This window comes from Affinirhizobium lemnae, assembly GCF_022968395.1.
Taxonomy (GTDB): domain Bacteria; phylum Pseudomonadota; class Alphaproteobacteria; order Rhizobiales; family Rhizobiaceae; genus Neorhizobium; species Neorhizobium lemnae.
In genome coordinates this window covers 59,326-83,957 of record NZ_JALJQZ010000009.1, presented here as the reverse complement: position 1 = coordinate 83,957, position 24,632 = coordinate 59,326, and the positions used below count along the sequence as shown (strand labels likewise).

Here is a 24,632-nt window from a genome sequence, read left to right as displayed (position 1 = left end):
GTGCACCGGGTGCTAACGTAACATTCAGAGTTTTGGCTGAATCCTGAGATACTGTTCGCTTGATTCCGATTTGCGAGTCAGAGAAAGAGACGAGAAATGGGCTCGACAGCCATCATGATAAACCTGTTTGGAGCAGTCGCATTGCTGCTCTTCGGTCTCGCACAGGTGAAGGATGGCGTGTCAAGAGCCTTCGGCGGAAAGCTGCGGACCGGCCTCGCATCCGGCACAAAAAACGGTTTTCGATCCTTCTTTTCCGGCTTCTTCGCCACTATTGCCCTGCAAAGTTCTACCGCGACGGCGTTGATGACAGCCTCCTTTGTCGAAAAGGATCTGATCAAGCCACGCATGGCGCAAATCGTCCTTCTTGGGGCAAATGTTGGGACCGCGATCACCGCCTGGATTGTGGGCTTCGGCATCGGCTGGCTTTCCCCCCTCCTGATCTTTATCGGGATCGTCGTCTATCGCGGGCGCTCGACCAGCCGCCAAGGGCTTGGCAGCGCCCTCATCGGTATCGGCTTGATGCTGTTGTCTCTGCATCTGATGAGCGCTGCAACCGAACCGCTGCGGCATTCGGAGGCGCTGGTGGCTTTCATCGGCCTTCTGGATAATGCCTGGATCGTAGCGTTTGCTCTCGCCGCCTTCATCGCCTTCGTATCGTCCTCCAGTCTGGCGGCTGTCATCCTGATCCTGTCGATGGCAGCCTCGGGAACAGTACCAACCGGACTGGTTGTCGTCATGGTACTGGGTTCGAATTTTGGCGGTGCCATTCCACCGTTCATCGCTTCGCTTGGAGGAGCAGCACCCGCGCGGCGCGTCACGCTCGGCAATCTGGTGGTGCGCGGTGTTGGATGCGCGGTTGCACTTCCACTTGCAGGCTATGGCGGTTCTCTGTTGGAAACACTGCCAACGCCACATTCAATGCTGGCGGTTGATGCGCATCTCGCCTTCAATCTCTTACTCGCCGCGCTCGCCTGGCCGTTTTCCGCGCTACTGTCCAACGCTATGGCGAAGTTCATTCCCCAAGAAGTCGAGAACGACACGCAACCCCGTTTCCTCGACAAGGCAGAGCTATCGACACCCGTTGTCGCGCTTGCAAGTGCCACGCGTGAAGTGCTTGGCGTTGGCGACCTGATCGAACGCATGCTGATCAAGACATCCGACGCGTTCACCCGCGGCGACTTCTCGCAACTCGCAGACGTGGGGCCACTGGAAAAGCGCGTCGATAATCTTCAGCAGGAAGTGAAGGTCTATCTCTCCAAACTGGGCCGCGTCGGACTGGATGAGGAAAACAGCCGACGCTCTATCCATATCATCGACTATGCCATCAATCTCGAGCATATCGGCGACATCATCGAAAAGGGGCTCGTTCCGCAGATCAGCAAGAAGATCTCGCTTGGTTTGAAGTTTTCGGAGGATGGTTATGCCGAGCTGACCAAGCTCATGAACCTTACCTTGGACAACCTGCGCGTTGCGCAGACCATTTTCGTTACCCGAGATTTTGCGCTTGCCAAGCGGATGATGGAAATCAAGGTCGAAGTGCGCCGCATGGAAAAGCAGTCCGCCGAGCAGCATTTGAAGCGATTGCAGGAAGGCAATACCGAGAGCCTCCAGACCAGCTCGCTGCACCTTGATCTGCTACGCGACCTCAAGCGCATCAATGCGCACATCGTTTCCGTGGCGCATCCCATTCTGGATGAAAGTGGTCTCCTGGTTGAAAGTCGCTTGAAAGCAGCGGAATAAAAATAATTTCATTATTGAGGGTGTGATTTCAGCGAATTTACTTTCGCTTGATCGTCTATTTTCACTTGTAAGGCTCGATAATCCGGCTAAAACTCTCCGCCATTGCTTCATTCGCATGCCTGGGGAGGATTAAGCCATGTCACGCAATGAAAATATTTTTATGGCTTTGGAAGGCTGTCAAACCGTTGCGTTACAGGAAGCGATCGACAAAGCCGCGCGAGATGGGGTGAGGCTGGTACTTGCGCCCGGGCTCCACATATCAGGGGGGCTGCGGCTACGAAGTGGTCTTGATTTGCACCTGTCCGAAGGTGCGGTGCTCCAGTTTCTGCCCGATTATGCGGCCTATACGGACAACACGATTGATGTCATCGCCGAAGACTCCAACACGGCGATGATTCTCGTGCAGGATGCCGCCGATGTGCGCATTTCCGGCAAGGGCGTCATCAAGGCGCCTGGGCCGGATTACGTTGTCGGCCGGCTGGACGACATGGGCACGCATATTCCGGCGGCGCACCGGCCAAGGGTCCTCGTCTTCGATCGTTGCCGGAATGTGTCTCTCTCCGACTTCTCGGTCCAAAGCTCTCCGATGTGGACGATCCACCTGATCTCGACCCATGATGTGACGATCAGCGGCGTCAGAGTGGATAATGACAGGGAGATGCCGAATACGGACGGCATGGTGATCGACTCCTGCGAACGCGTTTCCATCCGTGACTGCGATATCGCGACTGCCGACGACGGCGTCGTCCTGAAGACGAGCAGGGGATCGGATGGCAAAGCCGTCGGTGCCTGCCGGGATATTACGGTTCGCGATAGCAGGATCGAAAGCCGAAGCTGTGCCTTGAAAATCGGCACAGAAAGCTACGGCGATTTCGAAAACATCCTGTTCGAGGATTGCGAGATCGTTCGCTCAAATCGCGCGCTCGGCATCTTTTCGCGAGATGGTGGCTGCGTGCGCAATATCGTCCATCGCAATATTCGCCTTGAGGCCAGCGAGACGCCGGACGGTTTCTGGGGGTCGGGCGAAGCAATCACCATCAATGTCGTGGACCGGCGGCCCGGCACGCCCGCAGGGTCTGTCGAGGATATCATCTTCGAAAACATCACCGGCACGATGGAGGGCGCGATCAACATTGTTGCTGATAGCGCGTCCGGCATTCGCAACGTGTCCTTCCGGAAACTCGCGATTGATCAGCGGGATGGCCGCTTCCGTGGGCAACGATATGACATGCGCCCGACGCATTTCGATCTGGCCCCTTCGCCAGATGCTGCAGGTCGCGCCAATGCCTTCGTCAAGGACGAGAACGGGCAGGTGATCGGTCTTGTGCCTTACCCCGGAGGCATGCCTGCTTTCTTCGCATCGAACGTGGTCGGGCTTCAACTCTCCGACGTCGAATTCCGGCGTCCATCGCCGCTTCCGTCTGGTTGGGGCGCGGAGGCTATCGTCATGCGCGAGCGTGAACCTGCAGTGTGGTCGTGAAAGCTACCGCTAGCGCTTGCGACACAGACATATCTGCGCTCCTGACCTTACATCTGGAATGACCTCATGAAACGCCTGAAGAAGCTTGATAACCTGCTGGCGCGCCTGCGTGAGCGCATCTTTACTCCTTTGAGCATCAATGTCCCGCTGGTTTACGCGCCCGGTTCCGCGGCCAATCGGCCTGCCATGGTGGCGAGCGATCGTGCCGGATGGACGGCCGTGTCCCGGGATCTCATCTGGGGTGAACCGGATGGCTATTACTGGTTCGGTGGCAAGGTCACGCTTCCGCCAGAAGCAGAGGGAAAACGCATCGTTGTCAGAGTAGAGGCAGCGTTTGGCAGCGTGATGGGCAGAAGCGATCCGCAATGTCTCGTGCGGGTCAATGGCGCCATACGCCAAGGAGTGGACGGAAATCACCGCGAGTTTCTGCTCACCGCTGAGGGCAAAGGAGCCGAGGCCTTCGATATCCTCATTGAAGCTGGAACGATCGAAGACCGCAGGCAGCTAGGTTTCGCCTGCGCGCTCTATACGCATTATCTTGAAGTCGATGATCTCTACTATGATCTGCGCGCACCTCTGGATGTCGCACGCCTTCTGGCCGAAGATGATCCGCGCCGTCATTTCATCATGAACCATGTGGAAAAGGCGCTGGATCTGGTCGACCTTCGGCCAGGCGATGAAGCGCGCTTTCTCCGTTCTGTCGCGGCGGCACGGCTTGCTGCCCAACCCATTTATGGGACGCCTGATTTCGAGGCGAAGCCGACAATCACCGTCACCGGGCATACCCATATCGATGTTGCGTGGCTCTGGCGGGTGCGGGAAACGCGCCAGAAAATGGCCCGCTCCATGGCGACGGCGCTGGCGCTGATGCAGGACTTTCCAGACTACCGCTTCATGTATAACCAATGCGTGCTTCTGGACTATCTGTCAGAGGATTATCCTGAACTCTTCCAGCGGATCGAGGCTGAGGTAAAGACGGGCCGTTTCGAGATCGAAGGCGCGCTGTGGCTGGAGCCCGATGTCAATATTGCCGGTGGCGAAGCCCTGGTTCGCCATATCCTGTATGGTGTCGAGTATCACGAAAAGACCTTTGGCATCCGCCCACGCATGGTTTGGTTGCCGGATACGTTCGGCTATTCCGCCTCGCTTCCACAGTTGATGGAGAAGTCGGGCCTCGACAGTTTTGTCACACACAAGCTGTCCTGGAACGATACCAACCGGATGCCGGATGAGACCCTGTTCTGGCAGGGTATCGACGGCACGAAAGTGCCCGCCTATTTTCTGACAACGCAGCCTTACGACTCAAAAAGCATCGGCACGACCTACTGCCCGGATCTGAAACCCAGCCACGTCATGGGCACCTGGCGCAGGCACGGCCAGCAAGAGTTGAATACAGAGCTTTTCCTGGTCTATGGCCATGGCGACGGCGGTGGTGGCCCAACGCGGGAAATGCTGCAGAACATTCGGCGCATGGAGCGCGGCATTCCTGGCTGCCCGAAAGTTGAACACGCACCAATGCGCCCCTTCTTCGAGCGGTTGATCGAGCGGATGAAGGCAAACCCCGAGAATTATCCGGTCTGGGTTGGCGAGCTTTATGCGGAGTTCCATCGTGGAACGCTGACATCGGTTGCCAAGAACAAGCGCAACAACCGTCTGGCGGAAATCGCCTTGCGCGAGATCGAAATGCTGGCTGTTCTCGCACAGCGGCAAGCAGGCCATGACTACCCCTCGAGGCAAATTCGCGCGCTTTGGGATATTGTGATGCTGAACCAGTTTCACGATATCCTGCCGGGTTCCTCCATCGGCGCGGTCTATGATGATAGTGACCGCGACTATGCAGAGTTTTTCGAAACGGCTGCACGGCTGACTGCCGAACTTTTCGATGCCTTGCGGACAGGTGAGGGGCTTTCCGTATTGAACACGCTGCCGCGCACGCGCAGTGGTCTGGCCTTTACCACGCAGGACATTAACTCTGCCTCTCGGCAGGTCATACATCGCGCGGATGGCGCAGCAGAGTTCGCCATTCCAGTCTGCAACGCGGCACCGCTCGGCTTCAGTTCCATTCAAGCATCGCCGGAGCAGAGCCCAGCGCCCGTTGTGACGCTGTCTTCGCTCGAAAACCCGAACCTTGTCGTGCGCTTCAATGAGACGGGCGGTATCACCTCGATTTTCGACCGTCTCGCAGATCGGGAATTGCTACCGTCAGGAGCGATTGCGAACCAGCTCCAGATCTTCCGTGACATGCCCGTGCAGTTCGATGCCTGGGATATCGATGCCGATTTCGAGGATCAGCCCTATGAGCTGGGTGCTCCGGTTGATTGCCGGATTGTGGAGCAGGGGCCTCTGCGTTCGGCCCTCCGTTTCGAGTGGGCTTATGAAAACTCGCGTATTGTACAGATCGTTTCTCTTGAAGCGGACGCGCGGCAAGTGGAGTTCGATACCTATATCGACTGGCACGAGCACAATACGCTGCTGAAGGCTGCCTTCCCGCTGGCGCTGAACTCTGCAACGGTCGAGGCTGAGATCCAGTTTGGCCATGTCAGCCGCGCAAGCCATCGAAACACATCCTGGGATCGAGCAAGGTTCGAATGTTCCATGCAGCGTTGGGTCTCCATGCAGGAACCGGGCTTTGGTGCTGCTTTGCTGAATGACAGCAAATATGGCTACGACGCCAAGGGCAATATGCTGAGACTGACGCTGCTGCGTTCGCCGACCTATCCATGGGAGCAGGCAGATCAGGGTCAACATCGCTTCCGCTACGCATTGATGTTGCATGGCGGCGATCTCGTCGCAGTGCATGAAGCAGCCGAGGAATTCAACAACCCGCTCCGCATCGTATCCGGTCACTTTGCGGCTGCGCTGCCCTTCGCGGTTGAAGGAGAAGGCGTCGCAGTCGAAGCCGTCAAACGGGCCGAGTCCGATGATAGCCTCATCGTTCGCCTGTGGGAGACAGGCGCACGACAGAGAACAATTGCGCTTCGGCTCCATAGCGCCATCGAAACAATCGAAGCCGTGGATCTCCTCGAACGCAACCCGCAGCCATTGCAGATCTCCCCGGATGGTGATGTGGCGCTGACTTTGAAACCATTTGAAATCGTGACACTGAAATTGACAGGAACTGGCAAGTCATGAACGCGCCCTATCATCAGATCGACGTGACGATCGATACCTTTCCGGAAGGCGAAAAATCCTTCGTTGAAATTCCCTTCGAGGTTGGTCCCGATGTAGACCGCATTGAAGTCAGCTATCACTATCCCTTCGGCGGTGGTGGAAGTGTCATCGATCTTGGCGTCGCGCGAAACGGCCGGATGCGCGGATGGACCGGATCAGAACGCGGCCACATCACGGTGGAAGAAGATCGCGCGACCCCGGGCTATGATGCAGGGCCGCTACCGGGCTCATGGCATGTGGTGCTCGGGATCGTGAAAATCGGGCCAAACTGCAAGGTCGATGTCCAGATCCGCTTGATCAACAAACAGAAGCAGTGGTTGGTTGGCGAACTGCACAGTCATTCGGAGCACTCGGATGGCGGTGTCACGGTTCTGGATGCAATCTACCGCGCACGCGCCGCGCGTCTGAATTTCGTATCCATTACCGACCACAACACGATTTCGCAGAATTTCATTCGCCCGGACGATCCCGACATCCTGGTCATCCCCGCGATGGAACTGACCTCCTTCTACGGTCACACGAACTTTCATGGCGTGGCAAAACCTGTCGAGGACTGGCGCTGCCGCTCGCCGAAGGATGTTGCCGACAAGATGCTGGAGGCGAAGGCAAACGGGGCAACGATTGTCATCAACCACCCATTTCAAAATTCCGATGGCGGACGTTGGCAATCAGGTTTCGATGTGTGTTTCGATGCCTACGAAATCTGGAACGGCAACTGGTCCGTGATGAACGAGCAGGGTCTCGCATTCTGGCAGGAATTGCTGGTGCAGGGCCGTCGGATCCCGGCAACGGGCGGCAGCGATTTCCATCTCAAGAACCGTCGCCGTCATGGACGGCCGGCAAATCGGCTTTTGTCGAATGGCCATTCCATTGCAGCGATCCTAGAGGCGGTTCGGGCGGGTCGCAATGTCGTATGTCATTCGCCGGACGAGGCGATGGCAAAGCCATTTGGCGAAACTGCTCCTGATTTCGGCTCTCAAGTGCCGGTTGGCAGTGACGTTCCGGTCGAATTCAGCGGCTTGAGCCGGGGAGACGAGGTTCGGGTGATTACTGAAAAGGGGCAGATTGGTGTACAACACGCCGATGCCGCAAGCTTTGTGCTGGACCACCGCTTTGAGGGGCAGTTCGTTCGCTTCGAAGTGTGGCATGGCAAGGAACCCAAGCTGTTCACCAATCCATTTTACGCCGAATAGGGGATAGAATTTGGACCGTCGCACAGAGCGCAAGATCGGCATCAAGGATGTATCCAAGGAGGCGGGCGTTGCGCTCAGCACGGTTTCGCACGTGCTGAATGGAACTGCGCCGATATCCGCCGAGGTTCGAATCAAGGTTCTGGAGGCGGCTCGGCGGCTGGGTTATCTCGCCAAGCGACAGCAGAAAGGCGCAATCGCCTCCCTCAGCACGATCTACCTTGCCGTGCCACCCGGCAATCTGCCGCACAACGACATCAACCTGGTTTCGTGGACGCTGCTGACTGCGCTCTCCCGTGAATGCGAGCGGCGTGGTATCAAGATCGTGGCGCACAACGGCTCACCTGAGTTGAACGCGGCGGAGATTCTTGCTGGCGCCAAGGCGGTCAACGCAGAAGGGATCATCCTCGTCTACGACGATAATCCCAAACTTCTGCGGCCGCTGGCTGCTTCGAACTACGCTATCGTCTTGCTCAATGGCGAAGACCCCACCATGTCTGTGGATACGGTTGCGCCCGCGAACCGCTATGCGGCACGGCTTGCAACGCAATGGCTTCTTTCGCGCGGACACCGGCGCATTCTTCATCTGACATGGCGCGGACGCAGCACCATCATGCGGCGCCTCGACGGTTTCCATGATGCCTATATGGAACAGAACCTTCCTCTGGACCTTGGTCGCACGATTTATGCGGATGGGTATGAACCGGATCATGCGCGGAAGGCGCTGAGGGCGTTCATTGCCCGCCACGGCGGCCTGGATGGCCACACGGCAGTCTTCTGTGCAGCGGACAACCTTGCGATCGGAGCTTTGAGCGAGTTGCAGGCGCAAGGTTTCCAGATTCCCGGTGACATCGCGGTCGTCGGATTTGACGGGGTTGCCCCAGGTGACCTGACTGTTCCGTCTTTGACCACAGTCCGGGTTCCGCTCGATTCTCTTGCTGTGGCCACTCTGAAGGCACTGGAGCAGAGACTTTCAATCAGCGGACAGGATCACCCCACACAACGCATTGAATTGGGTTGCCGTCTTATTGAGCGTGACAGCGCGGCTTCCAACTTCCTTCGCTGATGCGGAAAATGAAAATATTTTTGTCCTTGATTTTCACGGTCTGATGAAAGATCGTCCGTTTCAGAGCGATTTAGCCGGGAATACGGTAGTTATCGCCGAATTCCATCTGGGAGGACGGACATGCGCAATAATAGAAAAATTTTCATTGCATCACTAGCTGCTCTTCTTGCGACCTGTGCCGCCACGACGGCGCTCGCGTTTCAGGAGTCGCCGATGCTGGCCGAGCAGGTAAAGGCCGGGAAGCTTCCGCCGGTGGAAAAGCGTCTTCCTGCAAAGCCCCGCGTACTGGATCTCGGTGAGGCAGGTACATTTGGTGGCACGTGGCATCGCGCCTACAAAGGACCAGGCGATCGGTGGGGGCCGACCAAGCTGCTTGAAGAGCGCGCTCTGAAATTTGTGATGGGCGAGGACGGCAAGCTTGAGCTGATGCCGACCTTCATCGAAAGCTACAAGATGAGCCCGGATGCGAAGGAATTCACCTTCACGCTCCTTGAAGGCCTCAAGTGGTCAGACGGCCAGCCGGTGACAACAGAAGACGTCAAGTTCTGGTATGAGGACGTCTTCATGAACCGTGACATCGTACCGGTGGTTGATACGCTTTACGCGCCTGGCGGCAAGCCGATGAAGGTCGATATCGTCGATGCGCGCACCTTCAAGGTGTCGTTCGAAACACCTTACGTCTACTTCCTGACCATCATGGCCAAGGACTCGATTGGAGAGCCAAGCCTTGACCGCCCAACCTTCATTCAGCCGAAGCATTACCTGAAGAACTTCCATCCCAAGTATGTGGACAAGGCCGCTCTCGACAAGGCCGTTGCGGAAAAGGGCGTCAAGAAGTGGCAGGATCTTTGGGGCTCCAAGGGCCCCATCACGGCCTGGAACCAGAACCCCGCTCTGCCGGTGATTACGCCATGGAAGATCGTGACACCTCCACCGGCCGATGTCATGGTGATGGAGCGCAATCCTTATTACTACATGGTCGACAAGGCCGGCAACCAGCTGCCCTATATCGATCGCGTCGAGCACAAGCTCTTCGACGCGCAGGAAAGCTTCAACCTGATGGTCGTGCAGGGCCAGCTGGATATGCAGCAGCGCTTCACGAACAATGGTGACTTCACCTTCTACAAGGAAAACGAGAAGAAGGGGAACTACAAGGTTCTGAAGTGGACCAATTCCGAAGTCTGGTCGCTCGTCCCCAACCTCACCACCAAGAACAAGCAATTGCAGGAGTTGTATGCGAAGGCCGAGTTCCGTCAGGCACTCAGCATTGGTGTCGATCGCGATACGATCAACGAGCTTGCCCAGTCCGGTCTCGGGGAAGCGCGCTCTGCCTCGCCGGTCTCTGGTTCGCCATACTATCAGGAAGACCTCGAAAAGCATTGGGCAGAGTACGATCCGGATAAGGCAAACAAGCTGCTCGATCAGATCGGCCTGAACAAAAAGGATGCCGATGGCTTCCGCCTGGGTCCGGATGGGAAGCGCGTGACCATCGTTGTGGAAGCCAACCAGGATGCGTTTGCAAACACGCTGGAACTGGTCCGCAACAGCTGGAAGGACATCGGTATCGAACTTCAGGCGCGCATTATCGACCGTACGGCGTTCGATGCGAACCGCGACAACAACAGCTTCGAGATGCAGTATACGTCCTTCGACCGCCTTTCCGTTGTACCTTCCGACCCGCGCCTCATCCTTGGTGACGATGGATACGGTCAGGAATATTACAAGTGGCACGAAACCAAGGGCGTATCGGGCATTGAGCCGCCAAAGGATCATCCGATCCGCAAGCTCTGGGCTGCGTGGGAAAAGGCTTCCGTCGCGGGCACTCAGGAAGAGGCGGACAAGGCCGTCAACGAGATGATCCGCACCTTCGTCGAACAGGGTTATGTTATTGGTCTCGTGGGTGAAACCCCGGCGCTGGTCATTGCCAAGAATACCGTGAAGAATGTCCGCGACGGTCTGATCAACGACGACGTGACACGCGGCGAAGGATTAGCCTTCCCGGCACAGTTTTTCTTCGCAAAATGATGAAGAGACGCTCGCGGCACTTGGTGATCGTGGGCGTCATTTTCCATTGAACTGAACCGGGCCAAAGCTGTCTCGGCGAGCCTGTTGCCACCTTTCGTGGCAACAGGACCCGTGACCATGCGCCCGGTGCCCGGAAAGGGAAGCCATGCTCAGCCTCATCGTGAACCGGATCCTGTGGGCCATTCCTACTCTGATCTTTGTGTCCTTCATTTCCTTCGTCATCATCCAGCTTCCGCCGGGCGACTATGTCACAGCCTATGTGGCGCAGCTGCGGCATTCGGGCGAATACATCACCGAATTGCAGGAAGCGGCGATGCGGCAGGAGTTCGGCCTCAACGATCCTTTGCTGGTGCAATACTGGCGGTGGATCAGTGCCATCGTCATGCATGGTGACTTCGGCAGGTCGCTTGAATGGAACATGGACGTCAAGGACATGATCTGGGACCGGCTTGGCCTGACGCTGGCGATCTCCACTCTTTCGATGATCTTCACCTGGATCATTGCTATCCCGATCGGCGTGTATTCCGCGACCCGGCAGTATTCGTTCTTTGACTACATCTTCACTGTCTTCGGCTTCATCGGCAAAGGCATTCCGGAGTTCATGCTGGCGCTCATCCTGATGTGGCTGGGTTACGCCTATTTCAACATGGATGTCGGCGGGCTGTTTTCCAGACAATACGAGACGGCACCATGGTCGTGGGGCAAGTTCGTCGATCTGCTCGAACATCTCTGGGTACCGATCGTTGTTCTGGCGTTTGGCAGCACGGCGGGCCTCATCCGCGTCATGCGTGCCAACATGCTGGACGAGCTTGGCAAACCCTATGTCGAAACGGCATATGCGCAGGGCTTTACCGAACGCACGGTTGTCTGGCGCTATCCTGTCCGCATTGCTCTCAATCCATTCATCTCGACGGTCGGCTGGGCGCTTCCCGCTCTGTTCTCCGGCGATATCATTGCCGCCGTGGTCCTCAACCTGCCGACAACAGGCCCGCTGCTTCTGAAAGCCTTGCAGATGCAGGACATGTATCTGGCTGGAAGTTTTATCCTCATCCTCAGCGTCTTCACCGTCATCGGCACGGTTCTATCCGACATCCTGCTTGCGGTTTCCGATCCGCGCATTCGCATGGCGTAAGGAGGCGCGTTTCATGACCCAGATTTCCAACACCATGTCTGATCCGATTTACGATGCCGTCATGGCTTCCGAAGAACGCGAAATGCCGCCTCTTGCCGGTGAGCAGACCACGAAGGAAGGCCGCAGCTATACGGCAAAGCCGTGGACGCTCATCTGGTGGCGCTTCCGCAAGCACAAGCTTGCCATGGCTTCGCTGTTCTTTCTGATCTTCTGTTTCTTCTCGGCACTGTTTGCCGATTTCATTTCGCCTTATCGCCCGGCTGACATCGACAAGCTGAACACGTTCGTGCCTCCGGCAAACATCCATCTGTTCCACGATGGCAAGTTCCAGGGCCCGTTCATCTATGCGCTTAAGCGCTCCCGCGACCCGGAAACGGCGCGCGTGATCTATGAGCGAGATACGACGAAAATCGTACCGATCAGCTTCTTTGTCGAAGGACCGGAATACGATCTGCTTGGCTTGGTTCCCACCAAGATCCATCTCTTCGGTGCTGCCGACAAACGCCAGAAGGTGAACCTTCTGGGCACGGATTCCCTTGGACGTGACCTGTTCACGCGTCTGCTCTATGGCGCTCGCGTTACCTTGTCCGCTGGTCTGATCGGCGTGGCATTCTCCTTCGTCATCGGCCTCTTCATCGGCGCGATCGCCGGCTATTATGGCGGCCTCGTCGACGCTCTCATCCAGCGCCTGATGGAGTTCATTCGCTCGGTCCCGACAATTCCGCTCTGGATGGGATTGGCGGCTGCGCTGCCAATCGCCTGGGATCCGCTGTTCGTCTATGTGTTGATCACATTCATTCTGGCCCTGATCGGCTGGACCCATCTAGCGCGCGTCGTGCGCGGCCGCTTCTTTGCGCTGCGCAATGAGGATTACATCCTTGCCGCACGGCTGGCCGGTGCATCGGAATACCGCATCATCACGCGCCATATGCTGCCTGCCATGACCAGCTACATCATTGCCGCCGTGACGCTCGCGATACCGGAGATGATTCTTGGCGAAACGGCGCTCAGCTTCCTTGGTCTCGGCCTGCGTCCACCCGTCGTCAGCTGGGGTGTGCTGTTGCAGGATGCGCAGAACTTGCGCTCCATCAGTCTGGCGCCCTGGCTGCTATCACCCGGCATCGCCATCATCTTCGTGGTTCTGGCCTTCAACTTCCTCGGTGATGGCCTGCGCGATGCGGCCGATCCTTACGGTCGCTGAGCGAGGAGAAAATTATGACACAGACCAACAATCCTCTCCCGCCGGAACGCCTTCTGCAACTGGATGACGTGAATGTTCACTTCCCCATGCGCGAAGGCCTTGTGAAAGCCGTCAACGGCGTGTCCTACCACATCAATCGCGGTGAGGTTCTCGGTATCGTCGGCGAAAGCGGTTCAGGCAAATCCGTCACGGCCCGTTCCATCATGCGGCTGCAGCCGAAACAGGCGCTCGATGCCGGCGGCTCAATTCGGTTTCGTCGCAAAAGCGGCGAAGAGGTTCTGATCTCTTCCGAAGATCGCCAGAGCCGCACCATGCGTGATCTGCGCGGCAACGAAATCGGCATGATTTTCCAGGAGCCGATGACGGCACTGTCTCCGGTTCACACCATCGGCACGCAAATCATGCGCACCGTCATGTTGCACCGGAATGTCTCGAAGGCAGACGCAAGAGCGCGCGCCATCGAGCTTCTGACCAAGGTGCAGATGCCCCGCCCGAACGATATCGTCGATCGTTATCCGCATCATCTCTCCGGCGGCATGCGCCAGCGTGCGATGATTGCACTGGCGCTTGCCTGCGACCCCACGCTCCTGATTGCCGATGAGCCGACAACGGCGCTGGATGTGACGACCGAGGCGCAGATCCTGCATCTGCTCAAGTCGTTGCAGCAGGAACTTGGCATGGCCATCGTCTTCATCACGCACAATTTCGGCGTGGTGGCGGATATCGCGGATCGCGTGGCGGTGATGTATCTCGGGCGTGTGGTCGAGACCGGCACGGTCGACGAAATTTTCTATGAGCCCAAACATCCCTACACGCAGGCCTTGCTCCGCTCCATTCCAAAGCTCGGCGGACAGAAGGCCCGACGCCTGAAGACGATTTCAGGCACTGTGCCTGATCCTTTCAATGTGCCTCCGGGCTGTTCCTTCCATCCACGCTGCATGCGGGCTGTCGGCGGGATCTGCAATGTTACCACCCCGCCGGAAGTCCGGTTTCCGAATGGCCAGATATCGCGCTGTCATTTCGCCGAAGAGTTTCGTTCGGAGGCCGCAGAATGACTGTTGCCAGTGAAAAGGCCGAGGCCATCCAGGACGATACCCTCATCTCCATTCGTGGGGCGAAGAAATACTTCCCCGTTCATGGCGGCTGGCTACGAAAGAAAATCGGCGAAGTGCGCGCCGTCGACGACATCACCTTCGACATCAAGAAGGGCGAAACCTTCGGTCTGGTGGGCGAGTCCGGCTCCGGCAAATCCTCCATCGCGCGCTTGATCCTGCGGGCCTATGATCTCACCGAGGGCGAAATCCTATTTCGTCGCTCGAACGGGTCCATCGTGGATATCACCTCGCTTGGCGACCGCGAAATGCGCGAGATCCGCCGCGAAATGCAGATGATCTTCCAGGATCCCTATTCGTCCCTCAATCCGCGCATGACAATTCTTGATCTCGTGGGCGAGCCGCTAACGATTCATGGAGTCGGAAGCCCCTCGGAGATCGAGGATCGTGTCGCGGAACTGCTGCGGCTTGTCGGTCTGCGTCCGGAATATGTATCCCGCTATCCACACGCCTTCTCCGGCGGCCAGCGTCAGCGTATCGGCATTGCCCGCGCCCTGGCGCTCAATCCCAGCTTCATCGCGGCGGACGAGGCGGTTTCTGCTCTCGACGTTTCCGTGGCGGCGCAGAACATCAATCTCCTGCAGGATCTGCAGGAGCAGCTTGGGCTCACCTATCTGTTCATCACCCATGATCTCGGCATGGTGGAGCACATTTCGGACCGCATCGGCGTGATGTATCTCGGTCGGCTGATGGAGGTCGGCCCGACGGAAGAGATGTTCTCCAACCCCCTGCATCCCTACACCGAGGCGCTTCTGGCCGCAGTGCCGCAGCCGGACCCGCGCGGCAATCGCGAGCGCAAGCGTGTGGCGTTGAAGGGCGAGATTGCCGATGCGATGAACATTCCAACCGGCTGCCCCTTCCACCCGCGTTGTCCCTATGCGGATTCCAAATGCAAGGCAGAGGTTCCGGCCCTGCGGTCGGTTGCCGGAGGAAGACAGGTTCGTTGTCACTATGCCGAAAGCCTCGATCTGACGGGGGTCGCGGCACAGTGAACGGGCTCGTTGCCACATTGGGTGATTTGGGAACTCTCCCTGCTGAAGGTGCGGAGACGGAACTCGCCCATGCGCATCGTCCGCTCTTGCGCCTGGATGATGCCGAGCCCTTCCTGCCCTTGGCGGCCGGATTTGCGATCTATCGCGAGACCGCTCAATCCGTTTCGTCGAAATTCCAGATCGAGCCGATTGCAAACTGCGTCATTGAATATGCAATCTGGTACGACTGGGATATCCAGCACCTCTACGATCTGGAACACGTCTGGCTGCATCTCGATTCATACGGCCAAGTCGTGAAGGTCGAGGCGTCGCGCCATGGTTCGAAGCTCGTCATGCAACGCCCTGATGGAGCCCTGCCGGTTGAAGCGGGCAGGCCGCTTCTCTTCCTCGAACCTGGTAAGCATGCGCATTGGGCAGATGGTGAGACCATGCGTTTGCAGGCTGGCGAGCGCATAGACGAGATGTGCGGAAGTCTTGCAGGTCAGCGCGGAATTCATTTGTCCAATCGCTTTTCAGATGCGGGTCTTTTTCACGCGACGGAAGAGCAAGACCAGCTCGCGCGCACACAACTTCAGAACTGGCGGTTCACGCCGAGCTGGAGCTTTACGCGTACCAGCGATGACATTGGTGACTACAGGCTCGTCCCCTGGCCTGCACTGGAGGCTTGGGTGCGAGCGCGCGTCAAACACCTCATTTCTGAACTTTCGAAACACGACATAGACAGCCTTTCTTTTCAACAAAGTCAGGCGGAGACATGAGCATGAACATCAACTCGACCCGCAAACATCAAACGCCGCAAACCGGATTCACCGTCGGGCAGGGCGATGCAGTGACCGCTTGGGCCATGTCGTCCATTCGCGCCACCTACTATCCGGGCGAGGTCGCCTTGGCGGAAGATCGGGTGAACTACCGCTTCATCAACGGCTTCGTGGATGTGGGTGATCTTCCTTGCCGTGTTGCCTTGTGGAAGGAAATCAAGTCCCGCACCGTTGTTTTGCCCGATGTCATTCCCGTCGATGATCTCTACCTTCCCGGCTTCAATCGTCGCGTCGAATTTTCCGGTTTCTGGCATCGTCCAACCAAACTGGAGCGTTGGTTGAAGACACGTATATCGGCCTCCAACGACGGACCGGTTCCCTTCCGTCTGAACACCTGCGGCTGCATTCGGATCTGGGTGGATGGTGCAGAAGTCGTGGTCTTCGAGCCCTTCAAACGCAACAAGGAGAGCCAGACGGAGATCACCCTGCCGCTTAAGGCTAAAGGAAGCGAGGTCGTGGTTTTGTGCGAGGAACTGGCAGAGCGCGATGCGCTTTGGTATTTCGAACTCACCTCACTTGGCACGGAGCCTCTGCACGTTGAACTTCCGGTCGATGCCTCCGATTCAACGATTTCTCTGCTGAAGGATCTGGCGACCGAGGTCCGTCCTACCCCCTTTCATTCGAAAGATGGCAAGGTGTCTCTCGTCTTTTCGCATGCGCCGTCGGTTGATGTGCGGGTGCGGGCGCGCATCCTGCCAAGCGTTCACATGCGCGACAAGCCACCGATCCTCGACGTGACTGCGGATCTGAAGGCAGGCGACAGAACGCTTCCTCTCTCGGGCATCGACAAACTGCCGGACGGCTATCATCCGCTGGATCTTACATTTTCGGTCGGGAACGTGTCTGTTTCCCGCCACATCGCGTTTGCGACGATGCGGGACGCTGCACGAGACATGCGGGATCAGTCACTGGCGGAGCGCAAGCGGGCGGCACTCACCTTTGCGGCGGACTATGGCGAGCAGCGCGCCGGCAAAGCCATCGCCTATCTCGCTCTCGGTCGCGAGGTCGATGAAACCTTCCGCGAGATCATCGCCAATACACTCGCGGCCATTGACGAGCGGAGGGATTGCTCTGATTTCGTGCTGGTGCCGCTCCTCTGGCTGGCAGGGGCTTATCGGAACCAGATTCCTGCAGTTCTCTGGGAGCAGATCGAAGTCTCCATTCTGAATTATCGCTATTGGGTCGATGAGCCCGGCAATGATGTGATGTGGTTCTGGAGCGAGAACCACGTGCTTTGCTTCCACGTCTCGCAATATCTGGCAGGGCGCCTCTTCCCCCATAAGCGCTTTGCCTGCTCGGGCCGTACCGGCGAGCAACAGGCGGCGCTCGGGGAAGAGCGGCTGCTCAAATGGTTCGATTCTGTCGAAACGCATGGGCTTGCAGAATGGAATTCCGCCGCCTACTACCCCATTGATTTGATCGGTCTGCTGGCGCTGGAGCATTTCGGGGACGGAGAAATCAAGCGCCGGTCCAAGCTTTTGCTTGACCGCCTCTTTACCATGATCGCTTTGCACACCTCCGGTGGCGTTCCCGCCGGAAGCATGGGGCGTGCCTATGACAAGGAGTTGCGCGGCGGTCCGTTGACCGAACTTGCTCCCTTTGCGACGGTCGCATTCGGTCAAGGCTTCCTGAACGATGGCGTGGCTGCACTGACCATGTTCTGTGCTGGCACCTACGAGCCGCCTGCACATGTTCTGGATTACGTCGAGCCGAAGCCCGGGGTCGCCGTTCTCGCCCACTACGTCCAGGGTCATGATGAGGCTGCGCGCCTTGCGCTCTACAAGACCGCGCATGTTCAGCTCTCCTCAATGGTGGATGGCAAGCCGGGTGGTCGCGGTCACCAGCAGCATGTGATGGACCTTCGCTTCGCTGCTGATCCTTTCGCGCGCGCCTGGGTCAATCACCCGGGAGAAGACGATCCGTGGGGGAGCCAGCGTCCCTCCTTCTGGGCCGGAAATGGATCTCTGCCACGCGCGGCTCAATTGGAAAATGCGAGCCTGATGCTCTACGATCTGGGAGAAAATCCCCGGATTGGCTTCACGCATGCCTATGTGGAATCTGCTGCATTTGACCGCGTGGAGTTGGTGGATAACTGGCTCATCCTGACCAGCGGTGGGGGCATTGCAGCCCTCACGGCAACGGGCACCATCACACCAGTGACGTCTGGCCCGGGTGAGGGCATCGAATATCGCGTCGCGGGGAACCGCTGCGGATGGCTTGCCATTGTGGCCGACGCGGCAGATGAGGCAGCGCGTAAAGCCTTTGTCTCTCAACTGTCGGACATCCGGATGTCACTCGGCGGCAGCGATCTGACGCTGGCGGTTTCGCTTCCCGGCAAACCTGACCTCGCCCTGTCGTGGCACGATGGGTTGCAGGTGGCTGGCAAAGCCTACGCTTTCCCCAATCGAACAATCGACCCTCTCGTGCGGACCGAAACCGCATTCTCCTTTTGATCCTTCGCATGCAGGAATCTGATCAATGCTGATGCAGCCCCATATTCTCTCCGAAACCCTGTCGCGCGTGGCCGTCGGTCTGGCGCGCCTCAAGGGTATGAACGATGCCGCCGCAGCGCCGGAAAATGGCTATGAACTGCAGTTCGACGAATGGGATTGGGAGGTTGGTGTCGGCATCTACGGTCTCATTCGTCATGCCGAAGCCGTTGGCGACAAATCCCTCATGGAGGCGATCTCCCGCTGGTACGACTGGCAGATCGGGCGTGGGCTACCGCCCCGGCAGGTCAACTCCTCGTCTCCTATGCTTCCCCTGGCCGTACTGATCGACCATGTGGATCGGCCTGATTTCGAGGCGCTGGTCAAGGATTGGGCCGATTGGCTGATGACAAAGCTTGCGCGCACAGAGGATGGCGGCTTCCAGCATGTCGTCAAGGAGCGCATGAACGATGGCGAGTTGTGGGACGATACGCTGTTCATGACGTGCCTTTTCCTTGCCCGGGCGGGCCAGCGGTTTGGCCGTCAGGACTGGATCGAGGAAGCCTTCTACCAGTTCATGGTTCACGAGCGTTTCCTGGCAGATCCTGTGACTGGGCTGTGGTATCATGGCTGGACGTTCAATGGCCGCCACAACTTTGCCAATGCCTTCTGGGCACGCGGCAATTCCTGGATCACGGTGGCCATTCCCGAACTCTTCAGTCTTGTGAAACAGGTGCCGGAGCATCTGAAGCGGCATTTAACCTCTGTCTTGAGCGCGCAGGTTCGCACGCTGGCCCAGCATCAGCGACCCAACGGCATGTTCTGCACTCTGGTCTGCGATCCGCATTCGCCGGAAGAGACAAGCGCTACCGCCGGTATAGCCTACGGAATCCTACGAGGCATAGATCTTGGTATTCTGGATGAAGACCTGAAGCCTGTAGCACGCAGGGCGCTCGCAGCAGTGCTTGAACGGATCGACGAAACAGGCATTGTGCTGGAGGTTTCGGACGGGACGCCGATGGGCCACACGCTGGACTTCTACCGCCAGATCCCCAATGTTCCGGCTCCATACGGTCAGGCGCTCGTCATGCTTCTGCTCGTGCGGGTCATGGCCGAAAAAGACGGGCTGGAAGGGTAATACGAGGAAGAGCGGTCAAAGCTCCCGGCTCATGACGGTGTAGGCGACGCCACTCTTTTCAAAAACGCCACCTTCGGCTGCAAACCCGTGCCGAGCGTAGAAGGGCAGGGCGCTGACACGGGCATCGCACCAGATGCGGCGCTCGCCCTTCTTTCGCGACCATTCGATGGCATGGGTCAGGAGCTGCGTTCCCACTCCTTTGCCTTGCCATTCAGGCAGTGTCGCGAACTTGCGAAAGCGGATGCCGTTCGGGGTTTCAAACAAGGAGATGACGGCGACTAGAGCGCCGTCGCTGGATGCACCGAAATGCATACCATCGGCATCCTCCTTCAACATCAACTCCTCACGCCTCATTGAAGGCCACAATACAATTTGGCGAATATCCAGAGTGTCTGCTGGAGCTATGTGACTGATCGTGGTGCCTGCCATGAGCAGATGGCTATCTGAGGCGGAGGTCATATCAGCTATTCCGATAGTTGGTTGCTGCTGCAACGTATGACGAATTCAGAGACTTGAGATCGCTCAATCCCATTTGTGCCATTGCTACATCGATTTCCTGTTTGAAGATATCCAGCACATGCGACACGCCTTCTTCACCAGCAACCGCCAGACCCCAGATATAGGCGCGACCGATGAGAACAGCTTTTGCGCCAAGGGCCAATGCCTTGAGAACATCGGTGCCACGGCGAATGCCGCCATCGATGTACACTTCAGCGGCTGCTCCCACGCGATCGACAATTGCTGGCAGGCAATCGAGACTTGGAAGCGCCTGATCGATCTGGCGTCCGCCATGGTTTGAGACAACTAGCCCGGAAACACCAAGTCTGACTGCCATCTCTGCGTCGTCGGCGGATGAAACGCCCTTGATGACGATGGGGAGCGAAGTGCAACTACGAACCCACTCCAGATCTGACCAGGTCAGGGCAAAGCGGCGGATACTTCCGTCAGGGCGGCGTGCGGCGGGATCAATTTTGAGACCTTCGAGATTGCCCATCCGGATGTGATCCGGCAGTACAAAGCTTGTGCGCATCATTCGTTCGCGTCGTCCCGGATAGAAGGCATCTGCCGTGACTACAAGAGCTGAATGACCGGAGGCCTCAGCTTTGGCGATTACTTCCTTCATCAAAGAACGGTCACCGTAGCAATAAAGCTGGAACCAGCGGGGGCCATTGCTTACCTCGGCGGTCTCCTCAAGGCTGTGGTGCGCGTCCATGCTTAAGATTGCCAGCGCATTATGCCGCGCCGCCGCCTTGACCTGCGCTATTTCAGCTTCTTCGTGGGCAAGCCGCAAAGGACTGGTCGGAGCGAGTACGACTGGTAGACTGACTGTTTGGCCGAGAAGCGAGACCGATTGATCGCGGGTAGAAACGTCGCGGAAAATCTTTGGGATGAGACGCCAGCGTCCATAGGCTTGTGTATTTTCCGACACTGTAGTTTCGTCCTCAGATCCACCTGCAATGTAGTTCCATGCGTCCGGAGACAAAATGTGTCGGGCTGCTTCACGATATTCATCAATATTGATAGGGCGCATGATAATTCACTTTTCTAACAAAAACGGGTTCGATAGTGGCAGCCATCAGAGGCATTCTGTTTTTTGCAACGGGCCGCCTCAGCTAAAAACGCGCTCTTGCGCGAACTGCTGCCAGCACTTGAAGGTATCGTGGTTCGTCATGTAGAGCCGGATATAATAGCGATCACTGCCATTGAATTGGGGAGTGAAACGCCGACGGCGGTGCATAACGCGGGTGTTTTCGTAAATCAGGACTGCTCCGCGCTCGCCGTCGATCTCCATTCGACTTTTCGTCGCGCCGCATGCGGCCTTGAAGGCGTCGTAAGACGCTTGCGCAGTCGGCGTCATGCCGATAACGTTGCCCGCATGGAACCTACCGTGCAGTCGGCCTTTGCCGTCTCTTGCGAGCAGCGATACCTCCGTAGCATCAAGACCTCCGCCATGACTGGATGGGCGGCACAGGCCAAATTCCGGCTGAAACAGGGTGTCTACAAGAACGCTGCCATGCCGTTGTGAAAGCTCGTGAACGATATCTTCAAGGTTTGCGACATCCATAGGTACCTGTTCATCCGCATGGACGCAAATAAAAGCCTGATACTCGTTCATCGGGCCGCGGCTGCATGCTGCGGGATCAATAGCGGCCACCATTGGCCGGTTAGCATTGTCCTGATGCCAGCCGAGATCGTCCGCGTAACCTTGTGAACTGGCCTGGCTTGCCAATTGCGCGACTGGTGCGACAGCACGCAGAAGGCGGCCATGATTCTCGGAAGAGTAGGAAAAGCCTTTGAGGCTCAAGGAGCCGACCAGACTTCCGACCAGATTGAAAACATAGCCTCGAACATCCCGTTCGACCACCACGCCGTCATCCGGGGTGCGCACCTTGCCTTCAGGAACGGGCAGTCCTCGTACCTCGATAGTGGTCGCATCCGCTGTCTTGGCGAACATGAGAGCGGATATCATCTCCGGAACGGCATCCAGAAAGCAGAGACGCGCATCTTGTTCATAAGCAGCCGGATCTTGTTCGTAAGAGCCGTTTTCGCGTCGCTCGGAGCGAATGGCGGCAATTTTTTGAGCAGCAGCAGAGTTGATGGTAATGACTGCGTGACGGCCGCATCCGCCGGGTGTCTTTTGTACGGATGCGATTGCTGAACCGCCTTCGGCTCCAGTGAAAATATCGCACACGGGTCCGAGGGTCGCAATGCGCTGATTGAGCGCGAGCGATCCATAAATTTCTTCGAAAGACATGTTGGTAACCGAGGTTGAATGTAGTTTAGGAAAAGAACAATAGATGTTTAAATGGGCGGTTTATTACCGAAAAATCTGATAGATTGAGTTTGTTGGGTCCAGCAGAAGGCGTAAGGCCATCAGGCAGGAAATAGTGACGAGCAGCGGACGAATGAGCTTGGCACCCACTCGCATTGCCATAATAGATCCAATTTGTGCGCCAGCAAAAGCACCCGCGGCCATGACGAGACCGACAACCCAATCAATGGAGCCGGTGAAGGCGAAGAGGCCGAGAGCGCCGAGACTACCGGCGGCGTTTGTCAGCTTCGTGTGAGCGGTTGCCTTGATTGCCCCATAACCCAGCAGTGCGACATAGGCTGCCATATAAAATGATCCCGCTCCCGGACCAAAAATGCCCTCGTAGAAACCAATTGCCGGAGCAACAGCCAGTAGGAATGTGGTTCGCGAAACGCGCGCTTTTGCATCGGCATCGCCCAGTTTGCGTGCCATTCCGAAGTAGATCGCAATGCCTATCAGAACGAATGGGATAACAGCACTGACCACCGACTTTGGCAGGAGATTGACCGACAAGGCACCGAGCACTGCCGCGACTGCTGCGGCAAGTGCGATGGGCAGACCGGATTTCCAGCCTATCAGTCCTTTGCGTGCAAAGGCGTAGGTCGCGGAAACTGCAGCTGCTGAGGATTGCATCTTATTGGTGGCAATGGCTGTTACTGGGCTAAGGCCTGCAAGCATCATGGCAGGTAGCGTTAGTAAACCGCCGCCGCCAGCAATTGCATCGAAACATCCTGCGACAAGGGAAACTGCAAAAAGAATTACATATGTCGTAATATCCATAAAATTGACTTTCGTAAACCTATGGACAATATTAATATATTAACCAATTAATTCGCAAAAATAGGCTAATGGCTTTAAGACCACAAATATAATTAAAATTGACCAATCACTTTTCCGTGAAAATATTTAGCGATTAAATTTTTATTTACAAGCAAATTTATGAATATTTCGAAATTTTTCAAATATAATTTAATATTATAAATCTATTTTTTATTGATTGCGCGCTAATTTCAATCATTCTTTAATTAAATATAAATGTTCTGTGGATCAAGAATGGTATCGCAATTCGGCAAGATCCTTGGTCTCGATCTCAGGTGTACGGCCACTGACGATATCGGCCAGAACTTTCGCAGAGCCGCAGCTCATGGTCCAGCCCAGCGTGCCATGGCCCGTGTTGAGATAGAGGTTACGCACCTTTGTCGCACCGATGACTGGCGTACCATCGGGTGTCATCGGGCGTAGACCTGACCAGAAGCTCGCCTTCGAAACATCGCCGCCGGGGAACAGATCTGTCACCGAATGTTCCAGCGTGCGACGACGGGCATGGCCGAGATCATTCGTATATCCAGAGATTTCCGCCATGCCGCCGACGCGGATGCGGTCGCCAAGCCGAGTGATGGCGATCTTGTAGGTCTCATCCATCACGGTCGATTCCGGTGCGCGGCTTTCGTCCACGATCGGGATCGTCAAGGAATAGCCCTTCACTGGATAAACGGGCAAGCGAATGCCATGCGGGTTTACCAGCAGTGGCGAATAGCTGCCGAGCGCGACCACAACGGCATCGGAGGATACGAGGCCGCGATCCGTCATTACGCCTTTGACTTCGCCGCCCTGCACGTCAAGCGCCTTGATATTCACGCCCCATTCGAAGCGGACGCCCATGGAGGTGGCCTTTTCCGATAGGATGTTGGTGAATTTGAAGCAGTCGCCCGTCTCATCCTTTGGTGTCAGCAGACCGCCAACGATCTTTTCGCGCACATGGGCAAGTGCAGGCTCAACACGGATGCAGCCTGCCGGATCCAGAACCTCGAACGGAATGCCATCCGCTGCCAATGCCTTCACATCCTTGGCGGAGGCATCGAGTTGCGCTTGCGTACGGAAAAGCTGTAGCGTCCCCTGCATGCGCTGGTCGTAATCGACATTGGTTTCAGCGCGAACTTCCGCGAGCGCCAACCGTGCATAATCGGCAAGACGCAGCATGCGGCTCTTGTTCAAGGCATAGCGTTCCGAGGTGCAGTTGCGTAGCATCTGCAGCATCCACGAAATCATAGCCATATTGAGCTTTGGGCGAAGGATGAGCGGCGCGTGCTCCATGAAGATCCACTTCAGCGCCTTCTGCGGAATGCCGGGTGCAGCCCAGGGAGAGCAATAGCCGAAGGATACTTCACCGGCATTTGCAAAGCTGGTTTCCAGCGCCGGACCAGGTTGGCGGTCGAGCACGGTAACTTCATGACCGGCTTTCGCGAGATAATAGGCCGATGTGACGCCGATGACGCCCGCGCCAAGAATGGTGACCTTCATGATATTCCCCGTCTGCTGGTCTTTG

Annotated in this window: 18 protein-coding genes; 13 read left to right on the top strand and 5 right to left on the bottom strand. The window is 57.0% G+C overall.

What is annotated here, in order from left to right; all coding sequences use genetic code 11:
- The first annotated feature begins 96 nt into the window (after nucleotides 1–96).
- From MUU53_RS08085 to bglB, 13 genes are all read left to right on the top strand, one after another.
- Nucleotides 97–1,740 carry a Na/Pi cotransporter family protein gene (locus MUU53_RS08085; RefSeq protein WP_247260451.1) on the top strand — a complete coding sequence of 548 codons (1,644 nt, stop codon included), beginning with the start codon at nucleotides 97–99 and terminating at the stop codon, nucleotides 1,738–1,740.
- A gap of 136 nt (nucleotides 1,741–1,876) precedes the next feature.
- On the top strand, nucleotides 1,877–3,220 hold the full coding sequence (gene pglB, locus MUU53_RS08080; protein WP_247260450.1) for a polygalacturonase PglB: 1,344 nt from the start codon (nucleotides 1,877–1,879) through the stop codon (nucleotides 3,218–3,220).
- A gap of 66 nt (nucleotides 3,221–3,286) precedes the next feature.
- Entirely contained in the window at nucleotides 3,287–6,352 is a 3,066-nt protein-coding gene (locus MUU53_RS08075; protein WP_247260449.1) for an alpha-mannosidase, read from the top strand.
- Nucleotides 6,349–7,584, top strand: a complete 1,236-nt coding sequence (locus MUU53_RS08070) for a CehA/McbA family metallohydrolase (RefSeq protein ID WP_247260448.1) — start codon at nucleotides 6,349–6,351, stop codon at nucleotides 7,582–7,584. The genes MUU53_RS08075 and MUU53_RS08070 overlap by 4 nt, the downstream gene beginning before the upstream one ends.
- A 10-nt stretch (nucleotides 7,585–7,594) precedes the next feature.
- Nucleotides 7,595–8,647, top strand: coding sequence for a LacI family DNA-binding transcriptional regulator (locus MUU53_RS08065; RefSeq protein WP_247260447.1), 1,053 nt, complete (start codon nucleotides 7,595–7,597; stop codon nucleotides 8,645–8,647).
- A gap of 120 nt (nucleotides 8,648–8,767) precedes the next feature.
- Nucleotides 8,768–10,672, top strand: coding sequence for an ABC transporter substrate-binding protein (locus MUU53_RS08060; RefSeq protein WP_247260446.1), 1,905 nt, complete (start codon nucleotides 8,768–8,770; stop codon nucleotides 10,670–10,672).
- Between the two features lie 145 nt (nucleotides 10,673–10,817).
- Nucleotides 10,818–11,804 carry an ABC transporter permease gene (locus MUU53_RS08055; protein WP_062556739.1) on the top strand — a complete coding sequence of 329 codons (987 nt, stop codon included), beginning with the start codon at nucleotides 10,818–10,820 and terminating at the stop codon, nucleotides 11,802–11,804.
- An 82-nt stretch (nucleotides 11,805–11,886) separates the two neighbouring features.
- Entirely contained in the window at nucleotides 11,887–13,005 is a 1,119-nt protein-coding gene (locus MUU53_RS08050) for an ABC transporter permease (RefSeq protein ID WP_062556919.1), read from the top strand.
- A gap of 14 nt (nucleotides 13,006–13,019) precedes the next feature.
- Complete coding sequence (locus MUU53_RS08045) at nucleotides 13,020–14,060, top strand: ABC transporter ATP-binding protein (RefSeq protein ID WP_247260444.1); 1,041 nt, start codon at nucleotides 13,020–13,022, stop codon at nucleotides 14,058–14,060.
- Entirely contained in the window at nucleotides 14,057–15,109 is a 1,053-nt protein-coding gene (locus tag MUU53_RS08040; RefSeq protein WP_247260443.1) for an ABC transporter ATP-binding protein, read from the top strand. Before MUU53_RS08045 ends, MUU53_RS08040 begins: the two co-directional genes overlap by 4 nt.
- Nucleotides 15,106–15,867, top strand: coding sequence for a hypothetical protein (locus MUU53_RS08035; protein ID WP_247260442.1), 762 nt, complete (start codon nucleotides 15,106–15,108; stop codon nucleotides 15,865–15,867). Before MUU53_RS08040 ends, MUU53_RS08035 begins: the two co-directional genes overlap by 4 nt.
- A gap of 2 nt (nucleotides 15,868–15,869) precedes the next feature.
- Nucleotides 15,870–18,380 (top strand): hypothetical protein, encoded by a 2,511-nt coding sequence (locus MUU53_RS08030; protein ID WP_247260441.1) that lies wholly within the window; start codon nucleotides 15,870–15,872, stop codon nucleotides 18,378–18,380.
- 25 nt (nucleotides 18,381–18,405) lie between these two features.
- Nucleotides 18,406–19,494: a beta-galactosidase BglB gene (gene bglB, locus MUU53_RS08025; RefSeq protein WP_247260440.1), complete on the top strand. Its 1,089-nt coding sequence runs from the start codon at nucleotides 18,406–18,408 to the stop codon at nucleotides 19,492–19,494.
- 15 nt (nucleotides 19,495–19,509) lie between these two features.
- Here bglB and MUU53_RS08020 read toward each other — a convergent pair whose 3' ends face one another.
- The 5 genes from MUU53_RS08020 to MUU53_RS08000 all read right to left on the bottom strand — a co-directional run bounded on the left by MUU53_RS08020 (nucleotide 19,510) and on the right by MUU53_RS08000 (nucleotide 24,607).
- On the bottom strand, nucleotides 19,510–19,953 hold the full coding sequence (locus MUU53_RS08020; RefSeq protein WP_247260439.1) for a GNAT family N-acetyltransferase: 444 nt from the start codon (nucleotides 19,951–19,953) through the stop codon (nucleotides 19,510–19,512).
- A gap of 1 nt (nucleotide 19,954) precedes the next feature.
- Nucleotides 19,955–21,025, bottom strand: coding sequence for an alpha-hydroxy acid oxidase (locus MUU53_RS08015; protein WP_247260438.1), 1,071 nt, complete (start codon nucleotides 21,023–21,025; stop codon nucleotides 19,955–19,957).
- Between the two features lie 78 nt (nucleotides 21,026–21,103).
- The gene (locus MUU53_RS08010; protein ID WP_247260437.1) at nucleotides 21,104–22,249 is read right to left on the bottom strand and encodes a Fe(II)-2OG oxygenase family protein; all 1,146 of its coding nucleotides are present in this window, start codon (nucleotides 22,247–22,249) and stop codon (nucleotides 21,104–21,106) included.
- Between the two features lie 63 nt (nucleotides 22,250–22,312).
- Nucleotides 22,313–23,086, bottom strand: coding sequence for a TSUP family transporter (locus tag MUU53_RS08005; RefSeq protein WP_247260436.1), 774 nt, complete (start codon nucleotides 23,084–23,086; stop codon nucleotides 22,313–22,315).
- Between the two features lie 267 nt (nucleotides 23,087–23,353).
- Entirely contained in the window at nucleotides 23,354–24,607 is a 1,254-nt protein-coding gene (locus tag MUU53_RS08000; RefSeq protein ID WP_247260435.1) for a D-amino acid dehydrogenase, read from the bottom strand.
- Between the last annotated feature and the right edge of the window lie 25 nt (nucleotides 24,608–24,632).

Coding starts and splice junctions, on each gene's coding strand:
- MUU53_RS08085 (WP_247260451.1), top strand. CDS start 97: ATGGGCTCGACAGCCATCATGATAAACCTGTTTGGAGCAGTCGCATTG.
- pglB (WP_247260450.1), top strand. CDS start 1,877: ATGTCACGCAATGAAAATATTTTTATGGCTTTGGAAGGCTGTCAAACC.
- MUU53_RS08075 (WP_247260449.1), top strand. CDS start 3,287: ATGAAACGCCTGAAGAAGCTTGATAACCTGCTGGCGCGCCTGCGTGAG.
- MUU53_RS08070 (WP_247260448.1), top strand. CDS start 6,349: ATGAACGCGCCCTATCATCAGATCGACGTGACGATCGATACCTTTCCG.
- MUU53_RS08060 (WP_247260446.1), top strand. CDS start 8,768: ATGCGCAATAATAGAAAAATTTTCATTGCATCACTAGCTGCTCTTCTT.
- MUU53_RS08055 (WP_062556739.1), top strand. CDS start 10,818: ATGCTCAGCCTCATCGTGAACCGGATCCTGTGGGCCATTCCTACTCTG.
- MUU53_RS08050 (WP_062556919.1), top strand. CDS start 11,887: ATGCCGCCTCTTGCCGGTGAGCAGACCACGAAGGAAGGCCGCAGCTAT.
- MUU53_RS08045 (WP_247260444.1), top strand. CDS start 13,020: ATGACACAGACCAACAATCCTCTCCCGCCGGAACGCCTTCTGCAACTG.
- MUU53_RS08040 (WP_247260443.1), top strand. CDS start 14,057: ATGACTGTTGCCAGTGAAAAGGCCGAGGCCATCCAGGACGATACCCTC.
- MUU53_RS08030 (WP_247260441.1), top strand. CDS start 15,870: ATGAACATCAACTCGACCCGCAAACATCAAACGCCGCAAACCGGATTC.
- bglB (WP_247260440.1), top strand. CDS start 18,406: ATGCTGATGCAGCCCCATATTCTCTCCGAAACCCTGTCGCGCGTGGCC.
- MUU53_RS08020 (WP_247260439.1), bottom strand. CDS start 19,953: ATGACCTCCGCCTCAGATAGCCATCTGCTCATGGCAGGCACCACGATC.
- MUU53_RS08015 (WP_247260438.1), bottom strand. CDS start 21,025: ATGCGCCCTATCAATATTGATGAATATCGTGAAGCAGCCCGACACATT.
- MUU53_RS08010 (WP_247260437.1), bottom strand. CDS start 22,249: ATGTCTTTCGAAGAAATTTATGGATCGCTCGCGCTCAATCAGCGCATT.
- MUU53_RS08005 (WP_247260436.1), bottom strand. CDS start 23,086: ATGGATATTACGACATATGTAATTCTTTTTGCAGTTTCCCTTGTCGCA.
- MUU53_RS08000 (WP_247260435.1), bottom strand. CDS start 24,607: ATGAAGGTCACCATTCTTGGCGCGGGCGTCATCGGCGTCACATCGGCC.